A 24398-nucleotide genomic window follows, 5' to 3' on the forward strand; every position below is an offset into this window, starting at 1 on the left:
CCCACCTTGCGGGACAACCGCCGGACGTCACCAGCCTTCACCGCGACGATCCGAAACCCTTCACCCCGCCCCCGCCTGCGCCACACCGGACGCTTATGGGTCCTGCCGAAGAAGCTCGCCATCGCCTGAGCGAAGTCCTTGAGCGCCTGCTGCTGAACGATGATCGACCCTGCTCGCAGCCACTCACTCTCCGCCCGCGCCTGCGTCAACTGGCGGCACTGCTCGGCGAACCCCGGCGCGGACCTACGGCCCGGCTTCCAATGAGCGTGCTGTTCCACGGCCAGATTCCACACGAACCGCGCATGCCCGCAATGCTCCAGCAACGCCGCCTCCTGGGCAGGCGAGGGCTGAAGCCGGAAGCGGGACACGCCGACCAACCTACCGACCACCACCGACACAAACGGGAGACACAAGTGCCCGACCGTTCCACGTTTCCTCCCCGCCCTGAAGGACAGGGCATCCACGCTGTAGGTGCTTGGTGACTTTGGCGCGGTAGCGCTCTGCCAGATCGGGCGTCCCACGCGCTCCGGCGTCCACGCTCCCCGGTCGGCGACTTACCGGGCCAGCTCTCGCAGCCCCTGGCCGCCGGGCGCGAGTTTGCCGGGCACCCCCGACCTTCACATGCTTCATTCGGGCTATCATCGCCACATGGCGATTGATTTTGAGGGTGGGGTGTGCGTCCGCACCGAGGTCGCGGCCGGAATCTCCCCGGCGGCCGCGCTGTTCCACTCACTGGCCGATGAGACCCGGCTGCGCATCGTGGCCCGGCTGGCGCGCGGCGAGGCCCGCGTGGTCGACCTGACCGGTGAGCTCGGGCTGGCTCAGTCCACCGTCTCCAAACACCTGGCCTGCCTGCGCGACTGCGGCCTGGTCGACTACCGCGCCGAAGGCCGCCAGTCCTTCTACTCCCTGACCCGGCCCGAGCTGATGGACCTGCTCGCCTCAGCCGAGCACCTGCTGGGCGCCACCGGGCACGCCGTGACGCTGCGCCCCGCCCACCACCACATGCAGCGCCGTCCCGAGCGCTTGGAGCCGGACCGGCACGTGCGGTGATGGCCACGCTGAACCCGCCCGCGGCGGCCTCCGCTCGCCGCGAGTTGCTGCGGCGCCGCATCCGGCTGCTGGTCGCCGCCACCATCACGTACAACGTGATCGAAGCGGTGGTGGCCATCACCGCAGGCACCATCGCCTCCTCGGCCGCGCTCATCGGCTTCGGCCTGGACTCCATCGTCGAGGTCGCCTCCGCCGCCGCGGTCGCCTGGCAGTTCTCGGCCACCGACCACGAACGCCGCGAACGCGCCGCGCTGCGCGTCATCGCTGTCTCGTTCTTCGCCCTTGCCGTCTACGTCACCTTCGACGCCGTGCGCGCCCTGCTCGGCGCCGGTGAGGCCGCACACTCCACCCCAGGGCTGATCCTGGCAGCCCTGAGCCTGGTCATCATGCCGTTCCTGTCAGCGGCTCAGCGCCGCGCCGGGCGCGAACTCGGCTCCGCCTCAGCGGTGGCCGACTCCAAGCAGACCCTGCTGTGCACGTACCTGTCGGCTGTGCTGCTCGTGGGCCTGGCCCTCAACAGCCTGTTCGGCTGGTCGTGGGCCGACCCGATCGCCGCCCTGGTGATCGCCGCCGTCGCGGTCAAGGAAGGTCGCGACGCCTGGCACGGGGACGCCTGCTGTGCCGTTCCCACCGCCAGCACCCCGTCCGGCAGCGCCATCGCCGGAGCTGATGGGTGCGCGGACGGATGCTGCTCACCGGCACACACCACGCAGAACAACCCGCAGGAGGACACGCGATGATCGGCCGTCCGATGCCCGAGCGGATGCGGGCCGCCTACCGCAGCCGCGTACGGCTTGAGGAAACAACTGGATTCCTCGCCCCGGCTGGAGACAGGAAACTAACTGGGGAGGTGTTCGAGGAGGGCGAACCGCTGGGCGAACGCGGACAACTCCTCGCGTTGCTGGTCTGGTTCGGTGGCGGCGGCACCTATGACGATGCGGGTCACGCCTTGCGCGGCGAATTCCTCGACCTGGTCGACGGTCATGTCGATCGACCCCCATCGCGTGTATTCAAGCGTTTCCGAGCTCCGGCCGGCTTCGATGGCGGTCGATCGGGCGAGGTCCATCTGGATGGTGCGCTCGTTCGGATCGAGCGCGCCACCCGGGAAGTAACCGTCGCCGCGTCGTCCGGCGCGGCGTGCGGCCGCCCGGCTCGATCCGCCGATGTGGATCGGCAGGTGGGTGACATCGTAAGGCTTTGGGAATTGACACAGCTTGTCGAAGGCGAAGAACTCCCCGGCGAAGCTGACACCGTCTTCGCCGCCGGCCCAGAGCAGCCGCATCACGTCGATCGCCTCGTCGGCCCGACGGCCCCGGGTGCTGAAGTCAACGCCCACCGCCTGGGCCTCACCGGGCAGGGTGCCGAGCCCCACGGTCAGCAATCGCATCCGCCCCTTGGACAGCACGTCGATGGTCGCCAGACGCTTGGCGAGGACCACCGGATGGTGGTACGGCAGTAGCAGCACGCCTGTCCCGAGCAAAATCCGTCGCGTAGCCGCGGCGACGAAGCTCAGGCAATCGAGCGGGTCGAAATACGGTAGCGACGGCGGGAGCTCAAAGCGCCCAGCCATCGCACCGGGATACAGCGCGATGTGCTCGGGCAGATAGAGCGACTCGAAGCCGCAATCCTCGGCATGCTGCGCGTAGGCCACGAGCTTGTCAGGGTCGACACCGTAGTAAGGCGTGCTATAGCTGACTGCGAACTTCATCGTCATTCCTCCGGTTACTCGGCCGATGCGATGGATGGGCAGTCGCTGCTCGGCTCGCCCGGCGCTACAGAGGCATCGTGGCGGCCCGCCATGACGTGGCGACCTTCCCCATCCGCCGGTCTTGGGCACCTTAGAACCTTGTCACCGGCGTCAAGGCAACCTGCGCCTGTGCACGGCCACGGACGGATCGTCGATCCAGCACCAGGCGGGACAGGGCCACTGGCGCCTGTCGTCCTTCATGCGTACCGGGAGGCCGTGTCAGGCGCTCCGCCACGGCTACGACGCCCAGCCCGCGCTGTGTCGGAAAGTGAAGGCTTCAGCCTACGGCGGCCGGCCGCGACGTACGGGATCAGGTGCTTCAGCATCGGCGAGAAGAAAGGCGTCGAAGCCTGGCCCGCTCTGCGGTGGGCAGGCAGGACGGCGGGGCGCCGTAGAGCGGAGGCGGGTGGGCGTTCCGGCCGACTTAAGACCGTGCCAAGTACCCCCGCGCCCGCGAGAGGCCGAAGGCGAACATCACCAGACCCCGGGCAATCGTGGTCGGCCGGAACGCCCACCCGCCTCCGCGGCCACCCAGCCCAGCCCGAGCCTGTGGCCACCCAGCCCGAGCCGTGGCCACTCAGGTCAGCCCGGCCTTATGGGCCCTGGGAAGACCATGCGCCGAGCGTCCCGAGGATGAGCATGGGCTCGTCGTAAGGGATGATTCAACCCCGGTTCTCCCTGCGGCCGAGGAGGTGCGACCCGGTCAAATCTGGGCATGTCCCTTCTGGAGCGAGCGCTCGACTACACACGGTAACGATTAAATGGTTTACCAGTAGGAAATAAGGATTAAGGAGGTGACGTCAATGAAGCAAGCACTGGAGACGGTCGTCAAACCCCTGCCGGACCACCTGTTCACGCTCCTCGAGGGCAACGCGGAGATGCGCTGGGAGGCCATGGCGGGCGAGGGCTACCACACTCCCAACGACCGGTTCTTCGTCCGCAATCACACTTCCACCCCCCTCATCGACGCCGCCACCTGGCGGCTGCGTCTGCACGGGCCGGGGGTGCGGCACTCCCGCACGTACGACTACCGGCAGTTGCTGGCCATGCCCGCCCGGACCGTCGACACCGCGATCGAGTGCGCCGGCAACGGACGGCGGTTCTACGACGTCCAGCAGCACGATCCCGTCCCGGGCATCCAGTGGGGCCTCGGCGGCATCGGGGTGGCGCGATGGCGCGGGGTGCCGCTCAGCCACCTGCTCCAACACGCCGGGCTGCGACCCGACGCCGTGGACGTGGTGCCGCGCGGGCTCGACGCGCCGTTCGAGGAGTACGGGCACGTACGCCGGCCGCTGCCCGTCGGCAAGGCCATGGACGACGTGCTCGTCGCCTACGAGATGAACGGTGTGCCGCTTCCGCCCGACCACGGATTTCCGGCACGCCTGGTGGTGCCGGGATGGGTGGGAATAGCGTCCATCAAATGGCTGGGTGACATGGAAGTGACCACCGAAGAAGCCTTCACGCCGTGGAACACCGTCTTTTACCCGGAGGTCACGACCCAGCCGGTGCGAAGCGCTTTCGAAGTCGCCTGGAATGCGACGATCACCGTCGGCGGCCCGCACATCCTGCACGGCAGATCATGGTCCGGCAACGGGCGGATCGTCCGGGTCGAGATCAGCTTCGACGGCGGGCTCACCTGGCAGCAGGCCGAGCACCACGGCCACCACCTGGTCGGCGCCTGGCTGCCGTGGCACATCGGGTGGGCTCCACAGCGGCCGGGGCCGCACGTGCTCATGGCGCGGGCGACCGACGAGTCCGGCGCGACGCAACCTCTGATCACGCCACGGCAAGCTTTCGGTTATCACTTCGACGCAGTCGTGCGGCATCCCGTGCAGGTTGTCCTTGGATAGGGAATTGTTACCGATCCGGGGTGAGCTGCACGTTCGCGAATAGGGTGTCCGGGTTACCCGAATTCATCTGAAAGACTCTCGCAGAAACGCCACAGAAACCGTCTCATGTGAGCCTGACCACACGCTGAGAAAAGGAGGGAAGATGCGCCAGTTGACCGCACTCGACGCGCAGTTCCTCAACGTCGAGTCCGCGACCACCGCCGCTCACGTGGCGGGCCTGGCGATCCTCGACCCGGCCGACGGCTCGGTCAACCGTGAGACGCTCGCCGCGCTCCTGCTGGAGCGGCTCCACCTGTCACCCGCGCTGAGCCTGCGGCTGGTGCGGGTGCCGTTCGACCTCGACCGCCCCTACTGGGCGACCGACCCCGGCTTCGACATCGGCAACCACCTGTTCGAGGTCACCCTGCCGCGGCCCGGCGACGACCGGCAGCTGGCCGACGAGGTGGCCCGCATCCATGCCCGCAGGCTGGACCGCTCCCACCCGCTGTGGGAGATGCACCTGATCCACGGGCTGGCCGACGGCCTGATCGCCGTCTACACGAAGGTGCACCACGCGGCCATCGACGGCGTCTCCGGCGCCGAGACCCTCGCCACCCTCCTCGACCTCACCCCCGACACCTGCCACACCAGCGCCGGGCGCGGCCGGCGCGGCACGGCGGCCACCAAGGCCACCAAGGCGGCCAAAGCGGGCAAGGCGGGCAAGGCGCCGGTCACAGCGGTCGAGACGACGTCGCGTGGGCCGGAGGACGACCAGGAGGCGGTCGGTCCGGGCCTGGTCGAGATGCTGGCCGGCGCCGCCGTGCGAACGGCGACCCATCCCGTGCGGGCCCTGCGGGCGGCGGTCCGGGCGGCCGGCGACCTCGACGCGATCCCGCTCGCCGCGACGCTGCCCGGCGCGAAGGCCATCGCGCAGGCGGCCAGGTTCGTGACGGGAGACCGGCACCACCGGCCCGAGCTGCCCCGGCTCTCCGCCCCCCGCACGCCGTTCAACGGCCCGATCAGCGCCCGCCGCCACCTGTCGTTCGGGTCCGTGTCGCTCAAGGACGTCAAGAGCATCGCCCGCGTCCACGGCATGAGCGTCAACGACATCGTCATGGCGCTGTGCACCTCCGCCCTGCGGTCGTGGCTGATGGAGCGCGACGCGCTGCCCGAGCAGCCGCTCATCGCGGCCGTGCCCGTCGCGGTCCGCACGGCCAACGCCAAGGACCTGGTCGGCAACCAGATCTCCGCCATGGTGGCCCCGATGCCCACCGACATCGCCGATCCCCAGGCCCGGCTGCGGAAGGTGGGCTCGACCATGAACGCGGCCAAGCGCCGCTTCGTCACCGCCCCGGCCGGCTGGCTGCTGGAACTGTGCTCGTTGCTCCCCGCGCCGGTGACCAGCGTGGCGAGCCCGGCGTTGTTCCGGCTGGCATCGGCGGTGCCGCCGATCAACCTGATCATCAGCAACGTGCCCGGCCCGCAGTTTCCGCTGTATCTGTGCGGCGGGCGGATCCTCTCCTACTATCCGCTCTCGGTGCTGACCGACATGACCGGCGGCGTCAACATCACCTGCTTCTCCTACGACGGCATGCTCGACTTCGGCATCGTGGCCTGCCCGGACCGGATGGACGACGTCTGGGGCATGCTCGGCCACCTGCGGACCGCGCTCGACGAGCTGCTAGACGAGCGAGTGGGCGATGAGTTTCGCGACGGCGTCGGGATCGATCTGGTGGCCCGTTAGCTGACACAGGTTCTCCTGGTAGAGCAGCACGGCGGCGAACGTGGCCGCCGCGACCTCCAGCCTGGCCGCGTCGCCCCGGCTGCCCGGCAGGGCCAGTTCGAGCGCGAACTTGGCCCGCCTGATCAGCTCTCCGTTGAGGCGGCCGAGCCGTTCCCTGACCGAGCCGTGCGTGTCGGCCTCCCGGAACAGGATGCGCCGCATCGCCGGCGAGGCGTGCAGCGGCAGCCGGCGCGCCAGCCCGGACAGGGTGCCGGCGGGGTCGCCGGGGACGGCGTCGACCTCGCGCGACTCCTCGATCAGCGTGCGCTCGTCGACGAGCGCCACCAGCACGTCGATCTTGCGTGGGAAGTAGTGGAAGACCAGCCCCTTCGGCACCCTGGCCAGCCGGGCGATGAGCGCGGTCGGGGTGGCGTCGTATCCGCCGCCGGCGAACAGTTCCTCGGCCGCGTCCAGGATGCGCGTACGCGCGTCACCGATCACCACAGCCGCACCCTAACCGGCACCCGCCGGGCACCGCCATGCCGCGAACGGGAGACCCTCGTGACGGTCGGTCACCGGACGCCGATGGCCTCCGTCAACATGGGGTAGGCCCGGTGCAGCTCCCGCTGCCAGGAGGCGTGGTCGTGCCTGCCCTGGTGGAAGTGGGTGCGCACGGGGATGCCCAGCTCGCCGAGCCGCCCGGCGAACTCCCTGGCCGCCCGGTTGGCCAGGTCCTCGACCAGGTCGCCTTCGCCCGCGGCGACGTACAGCCGGACGCCTTTGAGCTTGCCGGCCTGGTCGTAGGGGTTGTGCGCGCGCCAGACGGCGCGTTGCCGCTCGGGGTCGCCCCAGACGCGTTTCCAGTCGGTGCCGAAGCAGCCGACCGTGGTGCCCGCCATCACGGCCTGCGGCACGCCGGGGCGCAGGATGTGCACGGCTCCGCTGAACGAGGCGGCGGCCTTGAAGGCGCCCTTGGCGGCGTACAGCATGGCGCCCTGACCGCCCATCGAGTAGCCGGCGACGGCGCGTTCGCCACCCGCCCGGTAGCGGGAGCGCAGCAGCGGCATCAGTTCCTTGAGGTGGTAGGTCTCCCAGCGGGGCGGGCCGCCGTCGCCGCCGTTCCACCAGTCGGAGTAGCTGCCGCACCTGCCGCCGTCGGGCATCACGACCATCAGGCCGGAGTTCTCGGTGAGCGCGGCGACGTCGGTCCTGGCCGTCCAGGAGGTGTGGTCGTCGAGGCCGCCGTGCAGGAGCCAGAGCGCGGGCCAGTCGCGCCGGGACTCCCATCCCCTGGGCAGCAGGAGGCGGACCTTCGTGGTGGCGTCGAGCGCCCGCGACCTGATCGTCAGCTCCATCCTGCGCTCGTCGAGCCGGTTCTCCTCGACCACCTCGGTGGCGTCCTGGGTCTGGGGCGGCGTCGAGGAGGGGGAGGCTGCCGGAACGGACGGCTCGCCTCCCCACGGGAGCACCGCGAGGAGCGCCGCCACGACGAGCACACAGAGTCCGCCGGCGACGATCGCGCCGACCAGGCATCCACGCAACCGGAGGGCCATGGAGTCTCCTTGTTGGATGCGCGGATAATAGCGCTATGAGATCGATAGGCACCACGGCCCTGTCCGTGTTCCCGATAGCCCTGGGCGCCAACGTCTTCGGCTGGACCTCCGACAAGAAGACGTCCTTCGAGGTGCTCGACGCCTACGTCGAGGGCGGCGGCAACTTCATCGACACGGCCGATTCCTACCCGTACTGGGCGACCGGCGAGTCCACATCAGAGACGATCATCGGCGAGTGGATGGTCAAGCGCGGCAACCGCGACTCCATCGTGCTCGCCACCAAGGTCGGCATGCTGGAGGGGTTCAAGGGCCTGGCGCCCGCGAACATCCGCGCCGCGGTCGAGAGCTCCCTGCGCCGGCTCCGTACCGACCGCATCGACCTTTACTGGGCGCACATCGACGACCATGACACGCCGCTGGCCGAGACGCTGGCCGCGTTCGACGCGCTGGTGCGCGAGGGCAAGATCCGCTATATCGGCGCCTCCAACTACGAGGCCGACCGGCTGGCGGCGGCGCTGAAGATCTCCGACGACGAGGGCCTGGCCCGCTACGTCGCGCTGCAACAGCAGTACAACCTGGTGGAGCGCGGCTACGAGGGTGCCCTGCGGGAGGTGACGGCCCGGGAGGGGCTGTCCAGCACGCCGTGGTCCTCGCTCGCGCGCGGCTTCCTGACCGGCAAGTACGTCCCGGGCGTCACGATCGACAGTCCCCGTGCTGGAGGGGCCGCCGGATACCTCCAGACCGAGCGGGGGCCGCGGACCATCGAGGCGCTGACCAAGGTGGCGGCCGAGCGCGGGGTCGAGCCCGCCTCGGTGGCGCTCGCCTGGCTGGCGGTCCAGCCCACGGTCGCCGCGCCGATCGCCAGTGCCCGTGACGTCACGCAGCTCCAGCCGCTCCTGGCTGCGGCCGGGCTCAAGCTCGGCGCCGAGGAGCTCCGGCTGCTCGACGAGGCCTCCCGCCCCTGACCGCGCGTGCGCGGAGACGCCCCCGATCACGCGGGTACGCGTACGGCGGCCCGCGTGCGTGAGACGCGCCCGGCTCTGCTCGGTCCAGGGCCGGGCGGGGTGTCTCACGACCAGGTCAGTGGCTTCGCTCGACGAGGGACAGGCAGAGGTCGCGTAGTTCGGTGGCGTCGGGCAGGCACTCGCCGGCGATCTCCATGGCCGTCGTGAGGTGGTGCCTCGCCTGGTCCAGGGCCGCGTCGCGACCGCCCGCCTCGGTGACGAGCCCGGCGGCGAGGCGGACCTCGTCGTCGTCCAGGGCGCCGGAGGCGAGCAGGCCGGACAGGTCGCGGGCGGCCCGCCCGGCGGGGCGGGCCTCGGCGAACGGCGCGGCCGGGGCGAGGGCGGCGAGGACGGGGAACGTCTTCTTGCCGCGACGCAGGTCGTTGTGGATGGGTTTGCCGGTGACTGCCGGGTCGCCCCAGAGGCCCAGCAGGTCGTCGACGATCTGGAAGGCGACGCCCAGCTCACGGCCCATCGTCCACAGGGGTTCCGACAGGCCGGGCGCGCCGCCCAGCGCGACGCCCGCCGCGGCGGCGGCGCCCAGCAGGCCGCCGGTCTTGCCCGCGGCCATCTGGGTGTATTCCTGGACCGTGACCTCGCCGGGGCCGGTCCACGGGCGGTTCTCGAAGGCCATGTCCTCCGTCTGGCCCCGCACCAGCTCGATCAGGGCCCGCGAGAGGTAGCGCATCGCGACGGGGTGGTCCGTCAGCTGGTCGACCGCGAGGGCCAGCAGCGAGTCGCCGGCCAGCAGCGCGGGGCCCACGCCGTAGGCCTTCCAGAGCGCCTCGCGGTGCCTGCGCCGCTCGTCGTGGTCGATGATGTCGTCGTGCACGAGCGAGAAGGCGTGCACCAGCTCCACAGCCACCGCCCCGGGCAGCGCCGCCTCCGCGGGCGCGCCGACGGCCTCGGCGCAGAGCATGGCGATGGTCGGCCGCAGGTGCTTGCCGCCGCCGACCGGCTGGGGTCCGCCGTCGACGTCGGACCACCCCAGCGCGTGGGCGGCCATCTTGGCGCCCCACGGGTGTAGTGCGGAGACCGCTTCTCGAAGGGCTGGTTCGAGCAGTCGCCGGCAGCGCGCTATCGCATCGCCGGAGGGGCTTCCCGCTACCTGATGGCTGACGTCCACGTGGTGCTCCTGCCGAAGTGCGATCTTGAATCTATACGCACGATCATGTGATAATCCACCCCAGAAACGCACTTTTGCGCGAAATATCCCGTCATGCGTGACGGACAGGTCGAAGGAGCATACGTGCCCATTGGGGGCATTTCGACACGTAAAGCTACCAATGTCCCCTTTTTAGCCTCTTTGACCAGGAACGCGCGCACGCCGATCAACGCCTTCGCCGAGGCGAGCGAGCGGGCCGGCGGCGAGATCGTCCGCCTGAACATGGGCCCGTTCCGGCCGTACCTGGTGACCCACCCCGACCACGTCCAGCACGTGCTGATCCAGAACCAGCCCAACTACGTCCGGGAAGGCATGTTCTGGGAACCGCTGGCGCCGCTGCTCGGCGAGGGCATCCTGTCGGACGGTGAGACCTGGGCGGAGAGCCGGCGGATCCTGCAGCCGCTCTTCACGGCCAGGTACGTCAACTCGCTGGCCGAGCAGATGGCTGTGATCATCAACGAGTTGATCGAGGAGACGATCACCCCCGGCCTGCCGTTCGACATCTCCAAGGGGATCTCGGCCATCGTGCACCCGACGATCGTCCGGTTGTTCTTCGGCTCGAAGATCTCCGTGGCGGACATCCAACGGCTGGTGCCGGCCTACGATGTCGCCGTCACGGCCAAGGCCATCCGGCTGCTGATGCCGTTCGTGCCGGAGAGCGTGCCGATGCCCGGCGACCGGGCGTTCCGGCGCGCGATCAAGGACATCGATGGGGTCGTCTATCCCCGGATCCGCGAGGCCAGGGTGCGGGCCCAGGAGGGCCTGGGCGAAGAAAGCACCGACGTCGTCTCGCGCCTGGTCAACGCTCGCCAGGACGTGGCGGGCGAGGAGGGCGATCGCCGGATCAGGGACGACCTGGTGGCCATGCACGGAGCCTCCACCGAGACCTCGGCCACGGCGCTGACCTGGGCATGGCTGCTCCTCGACGCCCACCCGGGCATGGCCGCGAAGGTGTACGAGGAGATCGACCGGGTGGTCGGCGGCGACCCGGTCAGCACCGCGCATCTGCCGCACATGCCGTACCTGCGGATGTTCGTCCACGAGCTGCTGCGCCTCTACCCACCGGGCTGGATCCTGCCGCGCATGGCGGCGGCCGCGGACGTGGTCGGCGGGGTCGCGATCGAGGCCGGCTCCACCGTGCTGCTCAGCCCGTACCTGACGCACCGGATGGCGGAGTTCTGGGACTCGCCGTCGGTGTTCGATCCGGACCGGTTCGCGCCGGGGTGGGAGGCGGGGCGGCACCGGTACGCCTACTGGCCGTTCGGCGCGGGCCCGCACGTGTGCCTGGGGCAGCATCTGTTCTCGATGGAGGCGCCGCTGGTGATCGCCGGCATCCTGCGCAAGTACCGGCCGGTGATGAGCCTCGACCGCCCGGTGACCCCGCGGCTGGCCTCCTCGCTGCGGCCCCCGTCCGGGCTGACGATGACCCTTGTGCCGAGGGGGCGCTCGTGAACGATCCTGGCGCGTTGCGCATCGCCGGGCGGACGTGCGCGCTCGCGGTGGCGGGCGGGCGCGAGCTGGAGCGGTGCGCGGCAAGGTACGACGGCCTGTTCCCCCGTGAGTCCTTCGACTCCGGCCTCTACGGCTCGCTGGCGATGGCGGGGGCGTTCGGCTCGCCGTGGGCGAGCGTCGCGGGGCTGCGCGTGGTCAACCGGGCGTCATTACTGGTGTTCGCGGTGGACCGGCTGTTCGACGAGGAGGCGGCCTCGTGGGACGACGTGGCGGCGCTGACGGGAACGTGCCTGGCGGCCGTGGCCGGCTCGGCACCCGTCTCCCCCGTCACCCGTTTCCTCGCCGACCTGCGCGCCGAGCTCACCACCGCACCCGCTTTCGCCGCGCTGGAGGCGGACTGGCGCGACCGGCTGGAGCGCATGCTCGCCGCGATGGCCCGCGAGTGGGAGTGGAGCCGGGGCGCGAACAAGCCCGCCCGGGAGGAGTATCTGGCCAACGCCGACAGCAGCGGCGCCCTGTTCATCGCCGTCTCGCACTGGATCTACACCGGCGAGGTCACGGCTCCCGGGGACCTGGCACGGCTGCGTCCGGCGAGCGAGACGGTGCAGCGTTACCTGCGGCTGCTCAACGACCTGGCCACGCACCGCAGGGAGTCGGCCTCCGGTGATGTCAACGCTCTCACGATCGGCATGACGGCGGACGAGGTGAGCGCGCGCATGGCGGAGCTGTCGAGCGAGGCCGCCGCGCTGATCCAGCCGGTGCGCGGCGACCATCCCCGGGCCGCCGAGTACCTCTGGTGGCAGCTCCACTACAGCGCCGGCTTCTACGGGCTGTCCGACTTCTGGGCTTCGAAAGAGCACTGAGCGAGAGCACTGAGCGAGAGCACTGAGCGAGAGCACTGAGCGAGAGCACTGAGCGAGAGCACTGAGCGAGAGAGCACTGGGCCATGAGCACTGACATCGCACGGCGTGCCGCCGATCTGATCGCCGGCCTCATGGCCACCCCGTGGGGCCAGGTGTCCCCCTCGGTGTACGAGACGGGGCGGCTGGTCACGCTGGCCCCCTGGCTCGCCGGCCATCCGGAGAGGATCGCCTTCCTGCTGGCCGAGCAGGGGGAGGACGGCTCGTGGGGCCAACCGGGCGGGTACGGTCTCGTACCGACGCTGAGCGCGACGGAGGCGTTGATGAGCGCGGCGCGCGACGGCGACCGCGAGGTGCTCCTGTCAGCCGCGAAGGCGGGGATGGAGGCACTGCGTCGCATGCTGACGCAACCGGCCGAGCTGCCTGACACCCCGGCCATCGACCTGATCGTGCCGTCGCTGGTGGCGCTCGTCGACGCGCACGGGTTCGGCGAGCCGCTGCCGCGTCCGCCCGGGCTGGACGGGGCCCGGCTGGGGCTGGTCAGGCGCATGCTGGAGTCCGGCACGAAGCCACCGCAGAAGGTGTTGCACGTGCTGGAGGCGATGATGCCGCAGCGGATGGACGGCATGCTGCCCACGCCGATCGGCACGGTCGGCGCCTCGCCGGCGGCGACGGCCGCGTGGCTCGGAGGCTCCGCGCCGCCCGATTCGGCCGACTCGGCCAGGCACCACCTGGAGGCGGTGGCCAAGCGGTTCGGCGGTCCGGTACCCGTCGGGCTGCCGATCACCGTTTTCGAGCGCGGGTGGGTGCTGAGCTGGCTGGCCAGGGCGGCCGTGCCGGTGGAGGCGCCGCCGGAGATGATCGCCGACCTGCGGGCGGCGATCGCTCCGGAAGGCGCGCCGGCGGGGGCCGGGCTGCCCGCCGACGCGGACACCACCAGCGTCGCCCTCCATGCGCTGGCCCTGCTCGGCGCGCCATGTGACCCCGCGTCGCTGCTGCTGTTCGACACGGGCACGCACTTCTGCACCTGGCAGGGCGAGGACGGCTTCTCGCCCAGCGTCAACGCGCACGTGCTGGACGCGTTCGGCCAGTACGTGCGGGCCAGGCCCGCCGCCGCCGGGCGGTACGGGCCGGTGATGGCGCGGGTGGCCGGGTGGCTGGCCGGGCGGCAGCGGCCCGACGGGAGCTGGGAGGACCGGTGGCACGCGTCGCCCTACTACGCGACGCTGGGCTGCGCGCTGGCGCTGGGCGAGTTCGGCGGACCGGAGCACGCCGACTCCGTGCTGCGTGCCCGGGAGTGGGTGTTGGCCACCCAGCGGGACGACGGGTCGTGGGGGCGGTGGACGGGCATCGCGGAGGAGACCGCGTACGCCGTACAGACCCTGTTGCTGTCAGGACCAGAGCCGGACGAGCGGTGCAAGCGGGCAGCGGGGCGCGGATACGACTATCTTCTACAGGTGGGCGATCTACCGCATTTCCCACCAATGTGGCATGACAAGGACCTATACTCACCGACAGCAATTGTGCAAGCCGCGATCCTGGCAGCCCTACACGCGACAGAACGCCATCTACAACACGAATTTAACCGGCAAAACAGGACATAGCGGCCTAATGGTGGCGTTTTGTGTTGAGGGAGTAATAGCGCATTGCTAGGGTGACCCGAGTGTCAGATTCCTGGTATGCCCCTTTTGCCGTCTTGACAAAGCATGCTTACGGCGCTTTTCCGCTGGGTGGGCCCAATGCGCTTCCGTAACGCCAGCGTCCGGTCCAAAATCACGGCCCTGATCGTGTCGCTCACCCTGTTGTGGGCGTTCGCCGCGTGGGTGACGCTGCGGGAGGGCGTCAACCTGATCGGGGCGGCCGCCGTTGACGCCCAGTTGGTCGAGCCGAGCGAGCCGTTGCTCGTCGAACTGCAGCGCGAGCGCCGCCAGACCATCGCCCGCGTGGGGGGCGGAGCCAGGATCGTCGACAAGGCACTGCGTGACCAGCGCGCGCGCACCGACGCGGCGCGCGCCGAGTTCACCACCTCCCTTGACAGCTCCAGCTTGGCGCTGGCCGCCGACGACGCGCTGATCGCGCGCGCCAGGGATGTGCTGGACGAGCTGACCAAGCTGGACACGGCCAGGAAGGCGATCGACGCGGGCCGGGGCAGCGCCTCGCAGGCCGTGGCCACCCCGTACAACGATGTGATCGACTCCCTCTACCGCATGTACGACTCGGTGGCGGCGTTCGACGACAAGGAGATCGCCAAGGACGGGCGGACCCTGTCGGAGATCAGCCGCTCGCGCGAGTGGCTGGCGCGCGAGGACGCGCTCATGGCCGGCGTCTTCGCCAGAGGCGTCTTCACCGGGGACAGCCACGCCGAGTTCATCTCCACTGCGGGCATCTTCCGCCACACGCTGGCCGAGGCCATGTCCAAGCTCCCGAAGGAGGACTGGACGGCCTTCGACCGATGGACGAAGAGCGCGCACGCCACCCGGGTCCGGGCGATGGAGCAGCAGCTCATCCAGCACGAATCCGGCACCGGCCCGCTGCCTGTCGATGCCGAGGAGTGGCGCAAGGCGACCGAGTCGACGCTGACGGACATGCAGGCGGCGACGCTCGCGGCGGGCGACCGCCTGGCGGAGCGCATCGTCCCGATCGCCGTGGGCGTCGTCATCCGCCTCCTCCTGGCCGGCGGCCTGGGCCTGCTGGCGGTCATCGCCTCGATCGTGCTGTCGATCACCACGACGCGGCAGTTGCTCGCCCAGCTCAAGAAGCTGCGCGACGCCGCACATGAGCTGTCGGACGAGCGGCTGCCGAACGTGGTCGACCGGATCGGCCACGGCGAGGTGGTGGACGTCTCCAAGGAGGTGCCCGACCTCGACTTCGGCGACGACGAGATCGGCCAGGTCGGCCAGGCGTTCAACAGCGTGCAGCACACCGCCGTCAGCGTCGCCGCCGAGCAGGCCGAGCTGCGTCGCAGCATCCGCGACATCCTGCTCAGCCTGGCCCGCCGGACGCAGGGCCTGGTGCAGCGGCAGCTCACCGTGCTGGACGTGATGGAGCGCCGGGAGACCGACCCGGAGGAGCTGAAGGAGCTCTTCCGCCTGGACCACCTGGCCATCCGGATGCGGCGCAACGCCGAGAACCTCATCGTGCTCTCCGGCTCCTCCCCTGCCCGAACCTGGCGCCGCTCGGTGCCCATGGTGGACGTGGTCCGCGGCGCGCTGGCCGAGGTCGAGGACTACACCCGCGTGACGCTCATGCCGATGGGCGAGGTCGTGCTGGTGGGCCGGGCCGTCGGCGACGTCATCCACCTGCTGGCCGAGGTGATCGAGAACGCGGTCTCGTTCTCCCCGCCCTACACCTCCGTCCAGGTCAGCGGCCAGCTCGTGGCCAACGGCTACGTCATCGAGATCGAGGACCGCGGTCTCGGCATGAAGCCCGAGGACCTGGACGCCGCCAACGAGCGCATCGCGGACCCGCCGGAGTTCCGCATCACCGGCACCGCGCGGCTCGGTCTCTACGTGGTCAGCCGGCTGGCCGAACGCCACGGGATCCAGGTGGTGCTGAAGTCCTCGCCGTACGGCGGGACCACGGTCGTCGTGCTGCTGCCGCCGGAGCTCGTGGAGCAGGACGAGGCCCCCAAGCCTCCCGACGACGTGCCGCGAGCCGGTTTGCCGCGCAGGCCGACGGCCGTCGCCACGGCGACACGTCCGGCCTCGGCCGAGAACGTCCGCACGCTCAACGTCGCCTCCTCCCGCCGGGCGCTCACGCTGCGGCCCGACGTGCCCCAGGAGCAGGCGGCGCCCGTCACCCGCGAACCGGAGCCCGAAGGGGAAAGCGATGTGAAGCCGGCCGCCGAGTTCACGCCCTCGGGCCTGCCGCTCCGGGTGCCTCAGGCCAACCTGGCGCCCGCCCTGCGTGAGGAGGCCCCTGCCGTACAGACCAGCGACGAGGAAGACGATGACGCGCGCTCACCGGAAGAGATCCGGGCCATGATGGGATCCCTCCAGTCGGGCACCCGGCTGGGCAGGACCGAAGCCGCCAAGCTCGTCGAGGACCAGCAGCCGGGAGGCTCCACGTGACACCGACTTCCGGCACGGATCTCAACTGGCTCCTCGACGACCTGATCGGCCGGGTCAAGGACGCCGAGCACGCCATCGTGCTGTCGTCCGACGGGCTGCTGATGGCCTCGTCGGCGGGGCTCGAACGAACCGACGGTGAGCACCTGTCGGCGGTCTCCTCCGGGCTGCAGAGCCTGGCGAAGGGCGTCTCCGAGCACTTCGGCGGCGGCGCGGTCAAGCAGACGGTCGTGGAGTGGCGCTCGCAGTTCCTCATCGTGACCGTCGCGGGCGACCGTGCCTGCCTGGCCGTGCTCTGCGCGCAGAACGCCGACATCGGGCTGATCGCGTACGAGATGGCCATGCTGGTGGCCCGCGTCGGCCGGTATCTCACCTCGGCGGCGCGCACCGGTGAGGCCGTCGCCGGGAGCGACCGGTGAACGGCCCGGACGAACCGGGCGACGACCACTGGATCGACCCGGAGATCATCCGGCCGTACGTCGTGACGCGCGGGCGCACCCGCCCGGCCCACGGAAGGTTCGATCTCATCTCCATGGCCCTGGCCGTCGGCCATCCGCCGGGCCCGGATGCCGGCCTCGACCCCGAGCATCTCCGCATCCTGCGACTGTGCCGGGAGCCGAAGTCGGTCGCGGAGATCGCCGCCCATCTGAACCTGCCCGCGGGCACGATCCGCGTGCTGCTCGGCGACCTGTTCGACAGGGAACTCGTATCGGCCCAGGAACCGCAATCCGAGGTGGACATGCGTGACATGAAGATGTACAGGGCGGTGCTCGATGGTCTTCGCTCGCTCTGACCGCCCGCGGATCCCGACAGCGATCAAGATCCTGATCGCCGGCGGTTTCGGCGCGGGCAAAACCACGATGGTCGGCGCGGTCTCCGAGACCCGGCCGCTGCGCACCGAGGAGGTGCTCACCGACCGGGGCGTCGGCGTCGACGACCTGACGGCGGTGGAGGCCAAGCGCACCACCACCGTGGCGATGGACTTCGGCCGCATCACCCTCAGCGACGAGTACGTCCTCTACCTGTTCGGCACCCCCGGGCAGGAGCGGTTCTGGTTCGTCTGGGACGAACTGGCCGAGGGCTCGCTGGGTGCGGTCATCCTGGCCGACACCCGCCGCCTGGCCGACTGTTTCCCTTCGATCGACTACTTCGAGCGGCGTGGCACGCCGTTCGTGGTGGCGGTCAACTGTTTCGAGGGGTCGCCGACGTTCGAGCTGGACGAGGTACGGCTGGCGCTCCAGCTCAACCCGTCGATCCCGATCATCATGTGCGACGCCAGGAAGCGCGAGTCGAGCAGAGAGGTGCTCATCGCGCTGGTGAAGCACTCCGCCCGGCTACGGGCCGAGCCCGTGAGCTCGTAGGGACCCGTGCGGAAGGGCCCGGTCGCGACGGAACGACCGGGCCCCCTCTCACCCAGCGGAGATCAGTGCTTCGTGGCCTTCTCGGCGCCGACGCCGGTGAGCGAGCGGACCTCGATCTCGGCGTACTTGGCCGCGTTGTACTCCTTGCTCAGCACGGTGCCGAGCCAACCGCACAGGAAGCCGAGCGGGATGGAGATGATGCCCGGGTTGCTGAGCGGGAACCAGGCGAAGTCGGCCGTCTTGAACAGCGACGTCGGTCCCCCGGACACCACCGGGGAGAAGATGACCAGGACGAGCGCCGAGACCAGGCCGCCGTAGATGGCGCTGACCGCGCCGGCCGTGTTGAACCTCTTCCAGAACAGGCTGTAGAGGATGGCCGGCAGGTTGCCCGAGGCGGCCACCGCGAACGCCAGCGCCACCAGGAACGCGACGTTCTGCCCCTGCGCCAGGATGCCCAGGCCGATCGAGACGGCGCCGATGACGAACGCCGAGATGCGGGCCACCAGCACCTCCTCGCGCTCGGTGGCGGTGCCGCGTTTGAACACGTGCGCGTACAGGTCGTGGGCGAAGCTGGAGGAGGAGGCGAGCGTGAGCCCGGCCACCACGGCCAGGATCGTGGCGAACGCGACCGCACCGATCAGGGCCAGCAGGATGGTGCCGCCCACGTCGCCGAGGAACGTCTCGCCGATGGCCTTGGCCAGCAGCGGCGCGGCCGTGTTGCCCGCGGCGTCGGCGGCGGCGATCGTCTTGCTGCCGACCAGGGCCGCGGCGCCGAAGCCGAGGACCAGGGTGAGCAGGTAGAACGTGCCGATGATGCCGATGCCCCAGAGCACCGACTTGCGGGCGTCCTTGGCGGTCGGGACGGTGTAGAAGCGGATCAGGATGTGCGGCAGGCCCGCGGTGCCGAGCACGAGGGCGAGGCCGAGGCTGATGAGGTCGATCTTGCCGGCCAGGCCCTGCGCCTCGGTTCCGTACTTCCCGCCGGGGCTGAGGAAGGCGTCGCCCTTGCCGCTCTGCGACGCCGCCTCGCCCAGCAGGGACGAGAGGTTGAAGCCGTAGTGCGCCAGGACCAGGATGGTGATCAGCGCCGCGCCGCCCATCAGCAGCACGGCTTTGACGATCTGCACCCAGGTGGTGCCCTTCATGCCGCCGAACACCACGTACACGATCATGAGGGCGCCCACGCCGACGATCGTCCACGCCTTGCCCGCGGGTGAGGTGATGCCGAGGAGCAGGCCGACCAGGGCGCCCGCGCCGACCATCTGGGCAAGCAGGTAGAAGATGCTGACCGTGATGGTGGAGACGCCCGCGGCGGTGCGCACCGGGCGGGGGCTCATCCGGAAGGCCAGCACGTCGGCCATGGTGAACTTGCCGGAGTTGCGCATCAGCTCGGCGACCAGCAGCAACGCGACCAGCCACGCCACCAGGAAGCCGATGGAGTAGAGGAAGCCGTCGTAGCCGGACAGGGCGATGATGCCGGCGATGCCCAGGAAGGAGGCGGCCGACATGTAGTCGCCGCCGATCGCCAGGCCGTTCTGCGCGCCGCTGAAGGAGCGGCCGCCCGCGTAGAAGTCGGCGGCGGTCTTGTTCTGCCGGCTGGCCCTGAACGTGATCACCAACGTCAGCGCGACGAAGGCGAGGAACAGGATCGTGGCCAGGAGTTCGGAGTTCACTGCGTCTTCTCCTCGACCTCGTTGCGGAGCTTGTCGGCGATGGGGTCGAGCTTCTTCTCGGCGTGCCGGGCGTAGGCCCAGGCGATCCAGAACGTCGACACGAACTGGAGCAACCCGAACAGCAGCGCCACGTTCAGGTTGCCGACGAGCTTGATGCCCATGAAGTCACGCGCCCAGCCCGACAGCACCACGTACAGCAGGTACCACACCAGGAAGGCCACGGTCATCGGGAACGTCCACCGGCGGAAGCGCCGTTTCAAATCCTGGAATTCGCTGCTCGACTGAACTTCCTCATAGACGGATGCGTCATGTTCTCTGGTTGTCATGAGTCCTCCACTGTGATGCGGATCACGCTCAAGGTAAGAGCGCAACCTATCCGCCGTGGAGAGCGGGGACGGGGTTGTTCGGCGAGTCGCAGGCGAGCGGCGGTTAGTTGCGTACGGCTTGCGATGAAAGGTGCCATCCGTACGACGAACGGTCGCCCCCGCGGGTCAGGAGGAGCGGGGCCGCCAGTCGCCACGGTCGAGGGCGAGGTTCTCCGGCGTGTGCAGCCGGACCATCGTCCTGGCCACGCCGGCCGGCACCCGGTGCGGCGTCAGGAACGACACCGCCACCATGACCGTGAAGGCGATCGGCACGGTCCAGGCGGCGGGCTGGGCGAGCAGCGCGTCGGCCAGCCCCTCGTACGGCCCGCCGACGATCGTCACCAGCACCGCCGCGCAGGCCAGCCCACCGCCCACGAACAACCCGGCCAGCGCGCCCGTGCTGCTGAGCCGCCGCCACCAGATGCCGAGCACGAGCAGCGGGCAGAACGACGACGCGGCGACGGCGAACGCCAGCCCCACCACATCGGCCACCGGGAGGGCGCGGGCCCACAGCGCCAGCGCCAGCGGCACGCTGACGGCCATCAGCGTCGCGATCCGGAACGAGCGCACCCCGCCCTTGAGCAGGTCCTGGGCGATCACCCCGGCCACCGACACGGTCAGCCCCGACGAGGTCGACAGGAACGCCGCGAACGCCCCGGCGGTGACGAGCGCCGTCAGCAGGTCGCCCAGGGTGCCGCCGACCATCCGGCCGGGCAGCGTGAGCACGACCGCGTCGGTGCGGACCAGGTCGGGCGCGTACATCCGGCCCAGCCAGCCGTACACCGCGGGCAGCAGGTAGAAGGCGCCGAGCAGCGACAGCACGACCAGCGTGGTGCGGCGGGCCGCCTGGCCGTCGGGGTTGGTGTAGAAGCGCACCAGCACGTGCGGCAGCCCCATCGTGCCCAGGAACGTGGCCAGGATCAGCGAGTAGGTCGAGTAGAGCCCGTACTCCTTGCCCCCGGCCAGCGGCACCTGCCAGGTCGCCGCGTCCGCCGCGCTCACGGCCGGCGCGCCGTCGCTCTTCCAGGCCAGCAGCAGGAACACCAGCGGCAGCGCGAGCGCGGTCAGCTTGAGCCAGTACTGGAACGCCTGCACGAACGTGATCGACCGCATGCCGCCCGACAGCACGTTGACCGCGACCACGACGGCCACCAGCAGCCCGCCCGCCCACACCGGTGCCCCGGTGATCGTCCGCAGCACCAGGCCTGCGCTCTGGAACTGCGGCATCAGGTAGAGCCAGCCGATGAGCACCACCAGCACGCTGGCCGTGCGGCGCACGGACATCGACTCCAGCCGCGCCTCGGCGAAGTCGGGCAGCGTGTAGGCGCCCGAGCGGCGCAACGGCGCCGACACCAGCACGAGCAGCACGAGGTAGCCGCCGGTCCAGCCGACGGGCAGCCAGAGCATGTCGACGCCGAACGACAGGATCAGCCCGGCCACGCCGAGGAAGGACGCGGCCGACAGGTACTCGCCGCCGATGGCCGAGGCGTTCCACAGCGGGCTGACCGTGCGGGAGGCGACGTAGAAGTCGGAGGTGGTGCGGGAGAAGCGGATGCCGAAGGCGCCGATGAGCACGGTCGCCACCATCACGGTGACCACTGCCGCCAGGCTCACCGGCCCGGCTCCGCCGGCCGCCCGCTCACGGGCGTTCGACCAGGTCGGCGAAGTGGCGCTCGTTGCGCTCGGCCTGGCGGACGTAGAGCCAGGCGCCGAGGACGAAGGCGGGGTAGATCAGGCCGGCCAGCACCGCCCACGGCAGCGGGATCCCGAGCAGGTCGGCCTCGCGCAGCTCCGGGATGGCCAGGAACAGCAGCGGCAGGCCGCCCACGACACACGCCAGCACGGTGCAGACGAACAGCGCGAGACGGAACTGGGTGCGCAGCAGCGAGCGCATGTAGACCTCGCCGAGGTGCGTCTGCTCGTCGATCTCGCGGGTGGCGGGATAGCGGGGGCGGCGCGCGGCGGCCGTGCGCGGGCTCGTCACGGTCACCCGGCGGGGGACGTCGCCGCGGCCGGACGGGACCTTGCGGGGTACGTCGGCGCGGCCGGGCGGAATCCTGCGGGCCGGCCGCGGCTCGGGGCTCACTCCGGTCTCCCCTTCCTGGCCCGGCGGACCAGCAGGTCACGCAGCTCGCGGGTGTGACGGCGGCTGACCGGTATCTCGGTCTCGCCCACCCGGACCGTACACCGCCCGGAGTCGATGTGCAGCTCCTCGATGTGCTTGACCGCGACCAGGTGGCTGCGGTGCACGCGGACGAACCCGGCCGTGGACCACCGTTCCTCCAGCGTGGCCAGCGGGATGCGCACCAGGTGGCTGCCCGCCGCGGTGTGCAGCCGGGCGTAGTCGCCCTGCGCCTCGACGTAGACGACGTCGGCGCTGGAGACGAACCGGGTCACGCCGCCCAGCTCGACCGGGATCGTGTCGGACTCCCCGGCGTCCACCGGCACGTCCGCCGAGACGGCCACCCGCCTGATCGCCTCGGCCAGCCGTTCCGGGCGCACCGGTTTGAGCAGGTAGTCCTCGGCCTTGATCTCGAACGCGTCGACGGCGTGCTCCTCGTACGCGGTGACGAACACGACCCGCGGCGGGTTGGCGAACTGCGACAGCAGCCGCCCCAGCACCACGCCGTCCAGCCCGCGCATCCTGATGTCGAGAAAGACCGCGTCGATCGGCCGGCCCTCGGCGATGGCCCGGTCGAGCAGGCGTAACGCCGCCGCCCCGTCCCTGGCCGTGGCGACCTCGCCGATGCGGGGATCGGCGCGGAGCAGGTACGACAGGTCTTCCAGGGCAGGAAGCTCGTCGTCGACCGCGAGGACCCGTAGATGTGCCATAGACAGTGATAAAACCGACAACAAAGATCGAGGTCAACGGGCAGAGACGCCGGGGTGATACTTCGGCACCCTGACGTTGACCTTCGTGCCCGCCCCGGCTCCCGTCTCGACGACCAGCCCGAAGTCGTCTCCGTACACCTGGCGGAGCCGTTCGTCCACGTTGGCCAGCCCCACCCCGCCCTCGGGGGCGATCTCGCCGGCCAGGATGCGGCGTAACCGGTCGGGGTCCATGCCGAGGCCGTCGTCCTCGACGCTGATCCGGCACTCCGCCCCGGCGTCCTCCGCGATGATCGCGATGCGGCCGACGCCGTTCTTGCTCTCCAGGCCGTGCCTGACGGCGTTCTCCACCAGCGGCTGCAGGCACAGGAACGGCACGGCGACCGGCAGCACCTCGGGGGCGATGCGGAGCGTCACCTGCAGCTGATCGCCGAACCGGGCCCGCTCCAGGATGAGGTAGCGGTCGATCGAGCGCAGCTCCTCAGCCAGCGTGGTGAACTCGCCGTGCCTGCGGAAGGAGTAGCGGGTGAAGTCGGCGAACTCCAGCAGCAGCTCGCGCGCGCGCTCGGGGTCGGTGCGGACGAACGAGGCGATGGTGGTGAGCGAGTTGTAGATGAAGTGCGGTGAGATCTGCGCGCGCAGCGCCCGCACCTCGGCCTCCATCAGCAGCGTCCGCGAGCGGTCCAGCTCGGCCAGCTCCAGCTGCGAGTCGACCCACCCGGCCACCTCCTGCGCGGCCCGGACCAGGCCCGCCGAGGCGTTCGGCCCGTAGGCGGCCAGCGCGCCGACGACCCGGTCGTCCGTGGTCAGCGGCACCACCACGGCGTGCCTGATCGGGCACTCCAGCAGGTGGCACTCGATGGCCAGCACCTGGGTGCGGCCGTCCTGCAGCGTCGCCTGGGCGTGCTCGAACGCCTGCCCGGCGTGGTGGTCGCCGGCGCCGTCGTAGACCAGCAGGCGTTCGCCGTCGGTGATGGCCAGCGCCGACGAGCCGAGCAGTGCGCGCAGGTGCCGCGACGCCCGCTCCGCCCCGTCCGCGGTCAGGCCCGCGCGCAGCGGCGGGCCGGCCAGGGAGGCGGTGTGCAAGGTCTCGAACGTGGCCCGTTCGGCCGGGCTGGTGCCCAGCTCGCGGCGGCCGCGTATGACCCGCCAGAGCACGATCGCGGGCACGCCCACGAGGACGGCCACCACCGCGACCCCGACGAGGTATTCCACGTCGCCGGAGCCTACCCGCAGGACGTCACGTCGCGCCCCCGGACAGCGCCCCGGCGATCGCGGCCGCGTAGGACCGGGCCTCCTCGTCGGAGGCGTACCTGGTGCGCGGCCAGAAGAAGCCCCGCAGGCCGTCCTTGGGGTTGCGGGGCACCACGTGCACGTGCAGGTGCGGGACGCTCTGGCTGACGCGGTTGTTCAACGCGACGAACGTGCCGCCCGCCTCCAGGCCCGCCTCCACGGCACGCGCCATCTCCTGGACCCGCTCGAAGAACGGGCCCACCTCGGTCAGGTCGGACAGCGTCTCGACATGGGCCCGTGGCACCACCAGCACGTGCCCCTTGAAGACCGGGCGGCCGTCGAGGAAGGAGACGGTCAGGTCGTCCTCGTGGACGACGAACGCGGGCCGCTCCCCCGCGATGATCTGGCAGAACGGGTCGTCGCTCACGAGGCCGCCGTCCTGGCGGCGGTTGACGTCCATGGGGCGAAGCCTCGCGGAGGCGGC

General features: G+C 70.5%; 24 protein-coding genes. 12 read left to right on the forward strand and 12 right to left on the reverse strand.

From position 1 onward, the window contains the following. Positions 1 to 368 (reverse strand): helix-turn-helix domain-containing protein (locus AB0I38_RS32940; protein WP_358489298.1); only part of this gene is annotated, 368 nt, incomplete at its 3' end. Positions 369 to 648: 280 nt separating this feature from the next. Between AB0I38_RS32940 and AB0I38_RS32945 the strand changes: the two genes are divergently transcribed. Both AB0I38_RS32945 and AB0I38_RS32950 read left to right on the forward strand, forming a co-directional pair. Continuing rightward, positions 649 to 1053, forward strand: coding sequence for an ArsR/SmtB family transcription factor (locus AB0I38_RS32945; protein ID WP_358489305.1), 405 nt, complete (start codon positions 649 to 651; stop codon positions 1051 to 1053). Next, complete coding sequence (locus AB0I38_RS32950) at positions 1053 to 1793, forward strand: cation transporter (RefSeq protein ID WP_358489313.1); 741 nt, start codon at positions 1053 to 1055, stop codon at positions 1791 to 1793. The genes AB0I38_RS32945 and AB0I38_RS32950 overlap by 1 nt, the downstream gene beginning before the upstream one ends. A 98-nt stretch (positions 1794 to 1891) precedes the next feature. Here AB0I38_RS32950 and AB0I38_RS32955 read toward each other — a convergent pair whose 3' ends face one another. Further along, positions 1892 to 2761, reverse strand: coding sequence for a TIGR03619 family F420-dependent LLM class oxidoreductase (locus tag AB0I38_RS32955; RefSeq protein ID WP_358489321.1), 870 nt, complete (start codon positions 2759 to 2761; stop codon positions 1892 to 1894). A gap of 842 nt (positions 2762 to 3603) precedes the next feature. Between AB0I38_RS32955 and AB0I38_RS32960 the strand changes: the two genes are divergently transcribed. Together AB0I38_RS32960 and AB0I38_RS32965 are read left to right on the forward strand one after the other, a co-directional pair. Continuing rightward, the gene (locus AB0I38_RS32960; protein WP_358489325.1) at positions 3604 to 4650 is read left to right on the forward strand and encodes a sulfite oxidase; all 1047 of its coding nucleotides are present in this window, start codon (positions 3604 to 3606) and stop codon (positions 4648 to 4650) included. A 142-nt stretch (positions 4651 to 4792) separates the two neighbouring features. Continuing rightward, positions 4793 to 6373 carry a WS/DGAT/MGAT family O-acyltransferase gene (locus AB0I38_RS32965; protein ID WP_358489330.1) on the forward strand — a complete coding sequence of 527 codons (1581 nt, stop codon included), beginning with the start codon at positions 4793 to 4795 and terminating at the stop codon, positions 6371 to 6373. On the opposite strand, the gene AB0I38_RS32970 is transcribed toward AB0I38_RS32965, so the two are convergent. Both AB0I38_RS32970 and AB0I38_RS32975 read right to left on the reverse strand, forming a co-directional pair. Continuing rightward, positions 6311 to 6856, reverse strand: coding sequence for a TetR/AcrR family transcriptional regulator (locus AB0I38_RS32970; protein WP_358489334.1), 546 nt, complete (start codon positions 6854 to 6856; stop codon positions 6311 to 6313). The two genes, AB0I38_RS32965 and AB0I38_RS32970, sit on opposite strands and share 63 nt — an antisense overlap. A gap of 68 nt (positions 6857 to 6924) precedes the next feature. Then, the gene (locus tag AB0I38_RS32975; RefSeq protein ID WP_358489341.1) at positions 6925 to 7905 is read right to left on the reverse strand and encodes an alpha/beta hydrolase; all 981 of its coding nucleotides are present in this window, start codon (positions 7903 to 7905) and stop codon (positions 6925 to 6927) included. 35 nt (positions 7906 to 7940) lie between these two features. Here AB0I38_RS32975 and AB0I38_RS32980 point away from each other — a divergent pair, with 35 nt between their 5' ends. Next, positions 7941 to 8870, forward strand: a complete 930-nt coding sequence (locus AB0I38_RS32980) for an aldo/keto reductase (protein ID WP_358489347.1) — start codon at positions 7941 to 7943, stop codon at positions 8868 to 8870. A gap of 115 nt (positions 8871 to 8985) precedes the next feature. Here AB0I38_RS32980 and AB0I38_RS32985 read toward each other — a convergent pair whose 3' ends face one another. Then, positions 8986 to 10035 carry a polyprenyl synthetase family protein gene (locus AB0I38_RS32985; protein ID WP_358489352.1) on the reverse strand — a complete coding sequence of 350 codons (1050 nt, stop codon included), beginning with the start codon at positions 10033 to 10035 and terminating at the stop codon, positions 8986 to 8988. Between the two features lie 93 nt (positions 10036 to 10128). On the opposite strand from AB0I38_RS32985, the gene AB0I38_RS32990 reads away from it, so the two are divergent. The 7 genes from AB0I38_RS32990 to AB0I38_RS33020 all read left to right on the forward strand — a co-directional run bounded on the left by AB0I38_RS32990 (position 10129) and on the right by AB0I38_RS33020 (position 17814). Further along, a complete protein-coding gene (locus AB0I38_RS32990; protein WP_358489363.1) occupies positions 10129 to 11526 on the forward strand; it encodes a cytochrome P450 in 1398 nt (465 codons plus the stop codon). Next, entirely contained in the window at positions 11523 to 12389 is an 867-nt protein-coding gene (locus AB0I38_RS32995) for a terpene synthase family protein (protein WP_358489371.1), read from the forward strand. The genes AB0I38_RS32990 and AB0I38_RS32995 overlap by 4 nt, the downstream gene beginning before the upstream one ends. 83 nt (positions 12390 to 12472) lie before the next feature. Then, complete coding sequence (locus AB0I38_RS33000) at positions 12473 to 13990, forward strand: prenyltransferase/squalene oxidase repeat-containing protein (protein WP_358489381.1); 1518 nt, start codon at positions 12473 to 12475, stop codon at positions 13988 to 13990. A gap of 135 nt (positions 13991 to 14125) precedes the next feature. After that, positions 14126 to 16456: a sensor histidine kinase gene (locus tag AB0I38_RS33005; protein WP_358489386.1), complete on the forward strand. Its 2331-nt coding sequence runs from the start codon at positions 14126 to 14128 to the stop codon at positions 16454 to 16456. Further along, positions 16453 to 16872 carry a roadblock/LC7 domain-containing protein gene (locus tag AB0I38_RS33010; RefSeq protein ID WP_358489391.1) on the forward strand — a complete coding sequence of 140 codons (420 nt, stop codon included), beginning with the start codon at positions 16453 to 16455 and terminating at the stop codon, positions 16870 to 16872. Before AB0I38_RS33005 ends, AB0I38_RS33010 begins: the two co-directional genes overlap by 4 nt. After that, positions 16869 to 17246 (forward strand): DUF742 domain-containing protein, encoded by a 378-nt coding sequence (locus AB0I38_RS33015; RefSeq protein ID WP_358489397.1) that lies wholly within the window; start codon positions 16869 to 16871, stop codon positions 17244 to 17246. Before AB0I38_RS33010 ends, AB0I38_RS33015 begins: the two co-directional genes overlap by 4 nt. Next, on the forward strand, positions 17227 to 17814 hold the full coding sequence (locus AB0I38_RS33020; protein WP_358489402.1) for a GTP-binding protein: 588 nt from the start codon (positions 17227 to 17229) through the stop codon (positions 17812 to 17814). The genes AB0I38_RS33015 and AB0I38_RS33020 overlap by 20 nt, the downstream gene beginning before the upstream one ends. Before the next feature lie 62 nt (positions 17815 to 17876). On the opposite strand, the gene AB0I38_RS33025 is transcribed toward AB0I38_RS33020, so the two are convergent. The 7 genes from AB0I38_RS33025 to AB0I38_RS33055 all read right to left on the reverse strand — a co-directional run bounded on the left by AB0I38_RS33025 (position 17877) and on the right by AB0I38_RS33055 (position 24374). Continuing rightward, positions 17877 to 19487, reverse strand: coding sequence for a solute symporter family protein (locus AB0I38_RS33025; RefSeq protein WP_358489406.1), 1611 nt, complete (start codon positions 19485 to 19487; stop codon positions 17877 to 17879). Further along, positions 19484 to 19813 (reverse strand): DUF485 domain-containing protein, encoded by a 330-nt coding sequence (locus tag AB0I38_RS33030; RefSeq protein ID WP_358489409.1) that lies wholly within the window; start codon positions 19811 to 19813, stop codon positions 19484 to 19486. The genes AB0I38_RS33025 and AB0I38_RS33030 overlap by 4 nt, the downstream gene beginning before the upstream one ends. A gap of 165 nt (positions 19814 to 19978) precedes the next feature. Continuing rightward, positions 19979 to 21466: a cation acetate symporter gene (locus tag AB0I38_RS33035; protein ID WP_358489413.1), complete on the reverse strand. Its 1488-nt coding sequence runs from the start codon at positions 21464 to 21466 to the stop codon at positions 19979 to 19981. A 25-nt stretch (positions 21467 to 21491) separates the two neighbouring features. Further along, complete coding sequence (locus AB0I38_RS33040) at positions 21492 to 21938, reverse strand: hypothetical protein (protein WP_358489417.1); 447 nt, start codon at positions 21936 to 21938, stop codon at positions 21492 to 21494. Continuing rightward, complete coding sequence (locus AB0I38_RS33045; RefSeq protein ID WP_358489423.1) at positions 21935 to 22684, reverse strand: LytR/AlgR family response regulator transcription factor; 750 nt, start codon at positions 22682 to 22684, stop codon at positions 21935 to 21937. The genes AB0I38_RS33040 and AB0I38_RS33045 overlap by 4 nt, the downstream gene beginning before the upstream one ends. Before the next feature lie 33 nt (positions 22685 to 22717). Then, complete coding sequence (locus AB0I38_RS33050; protein WP_358489427.1) at positions 22718 to 23896, reverse strand: sensor histidine kinase; 1179 nt, start codon at positions 23894 to 23896, stop codon at positions 22718 to 22720. A 25-nt stretch (positions 23897 to 23921) separates the two neighbouring features. Continuing rightward, on the reverse strand, positions 23922 to 24374 hold the full coding sequence (locus tag AB0I38_RS33055; protein WP_358489432.1) for an HIT family protein: 453 nt from the start codon (positions 24372 to 24374) through the stop codon (positions 23922 to 23924). Positions 24375 to 24398 lie beyond the last annotated feature (24 nt).

This window comes from Nonomuraea cavernae, from assembly GCF_040655715.1.
Taxonomy (GTDB): Bacteria; Actinomycetota; Actinomycetes; order Streptosporangiales; family Streptosporangiaceae; genus Nonomuraea; species Nonomuraea cavernae_A.

Bases quoted from the DNA above. Each gene is read 5' to 3' on its own strand.
- AB0I38_RS33045 (WP_358489423.1), bottom strand. From the start codon at position 22,684: ATGGCACATCTACGGGTCCTCGCGGTCGACGACGAGCTTCCTGCCCTG.
- AB0I38_RS32945 (WP_358489305.1), top strand. From the start codon at position 649: ATGGCGATTGATTTTGAGGGTGGGGTGTGCGTCCGCACCGAGGTCGCG.
- AB0I38_RS32980 (WP_358489347.1), top strand. From the start codon at position 7,941: ATGAGATCGATAGGCACCACGGCCCTGTCCGTGTTCCCGATAGCCCTG.
- AB0I38_RS32990 (WP_358489363.1), top strand. From the start codon at position 10,129: ATGCGTGACGGACAGGTCGAAGGAGCATACGTGCCCATTGGGGGCATT.
- AB0I38_RS32955 (WP_358489321.1), bottom strand. From the start codon at position 2,761: ATGAAGTTCGCAGTCAGCTATAGCACGCCTTACTACGGTGTCGACCCT.
- AB0I38_RS33030 (WP_358489409.1), bottom strand. From the start codon at position 19,813: ATGACAACCAGAGAACATGACGCATCCGTCTATGAGGAAGTTCAGTCG.
- AB0I38_RS32950 (WP_358489313.1), top strand. From the start codon at position 1,053: ATGGCCACGCTGAACCCGCCCGCGGCGGCCTCCGCTCGCCGCGAGTTG.
- AB0I38_RS33000 (WP_358489381.1), top strand. From the start codon at position 12,473: ATGAGCACTGACATCGCACGGCGTGCCGCCGATCTGATCGCCGGCCTC.
- AB0I38_RS33020 (WP_358489402.1), top strand. From the start codon at position 17,227: ATGGTCTTCGCTCGCTCTGACCGCCCGCGGATCCCGACAGCGATCAAG.
- AB0I38_RS33005 (WP_358489386.1), top strand. From the start codon at position 14,126: ATGCGCTTCCGTAACGCCAGCGTCCGGTCCAAAATCACGGCCCTGATC.
- AB0I38_RS32960 (WP_358489325.1), top strand. From the start codon at position 3,604: ATGAAGCAAGCACTGGAGACGGTCGTCAAACCCCTGCCGGACCACCTG.
- AB0I38_RS32965 (WP_358489330.1), top strand. From the start codon at position 4,793: ATGCGCCAGTTGACCGCACTCGACGCGCAGTTCCTCAACGTCGAGTCC.
- AB0I38_RS33055 (WP_358489432.1), bottom strand. From the start codon at position 24,374: ATGGACGTCAACCGCCGCCAGGACGGCGGCCTCGTGAGCGACGACCCG.
- AB0I38_RS32975 (WP_358489341.1), bottom strand. From the start codon at position 7,905: ATGGCCCTCCGGTTGCGTGGATGCCTGGTCGGCGCGATCGTCGCCGGC.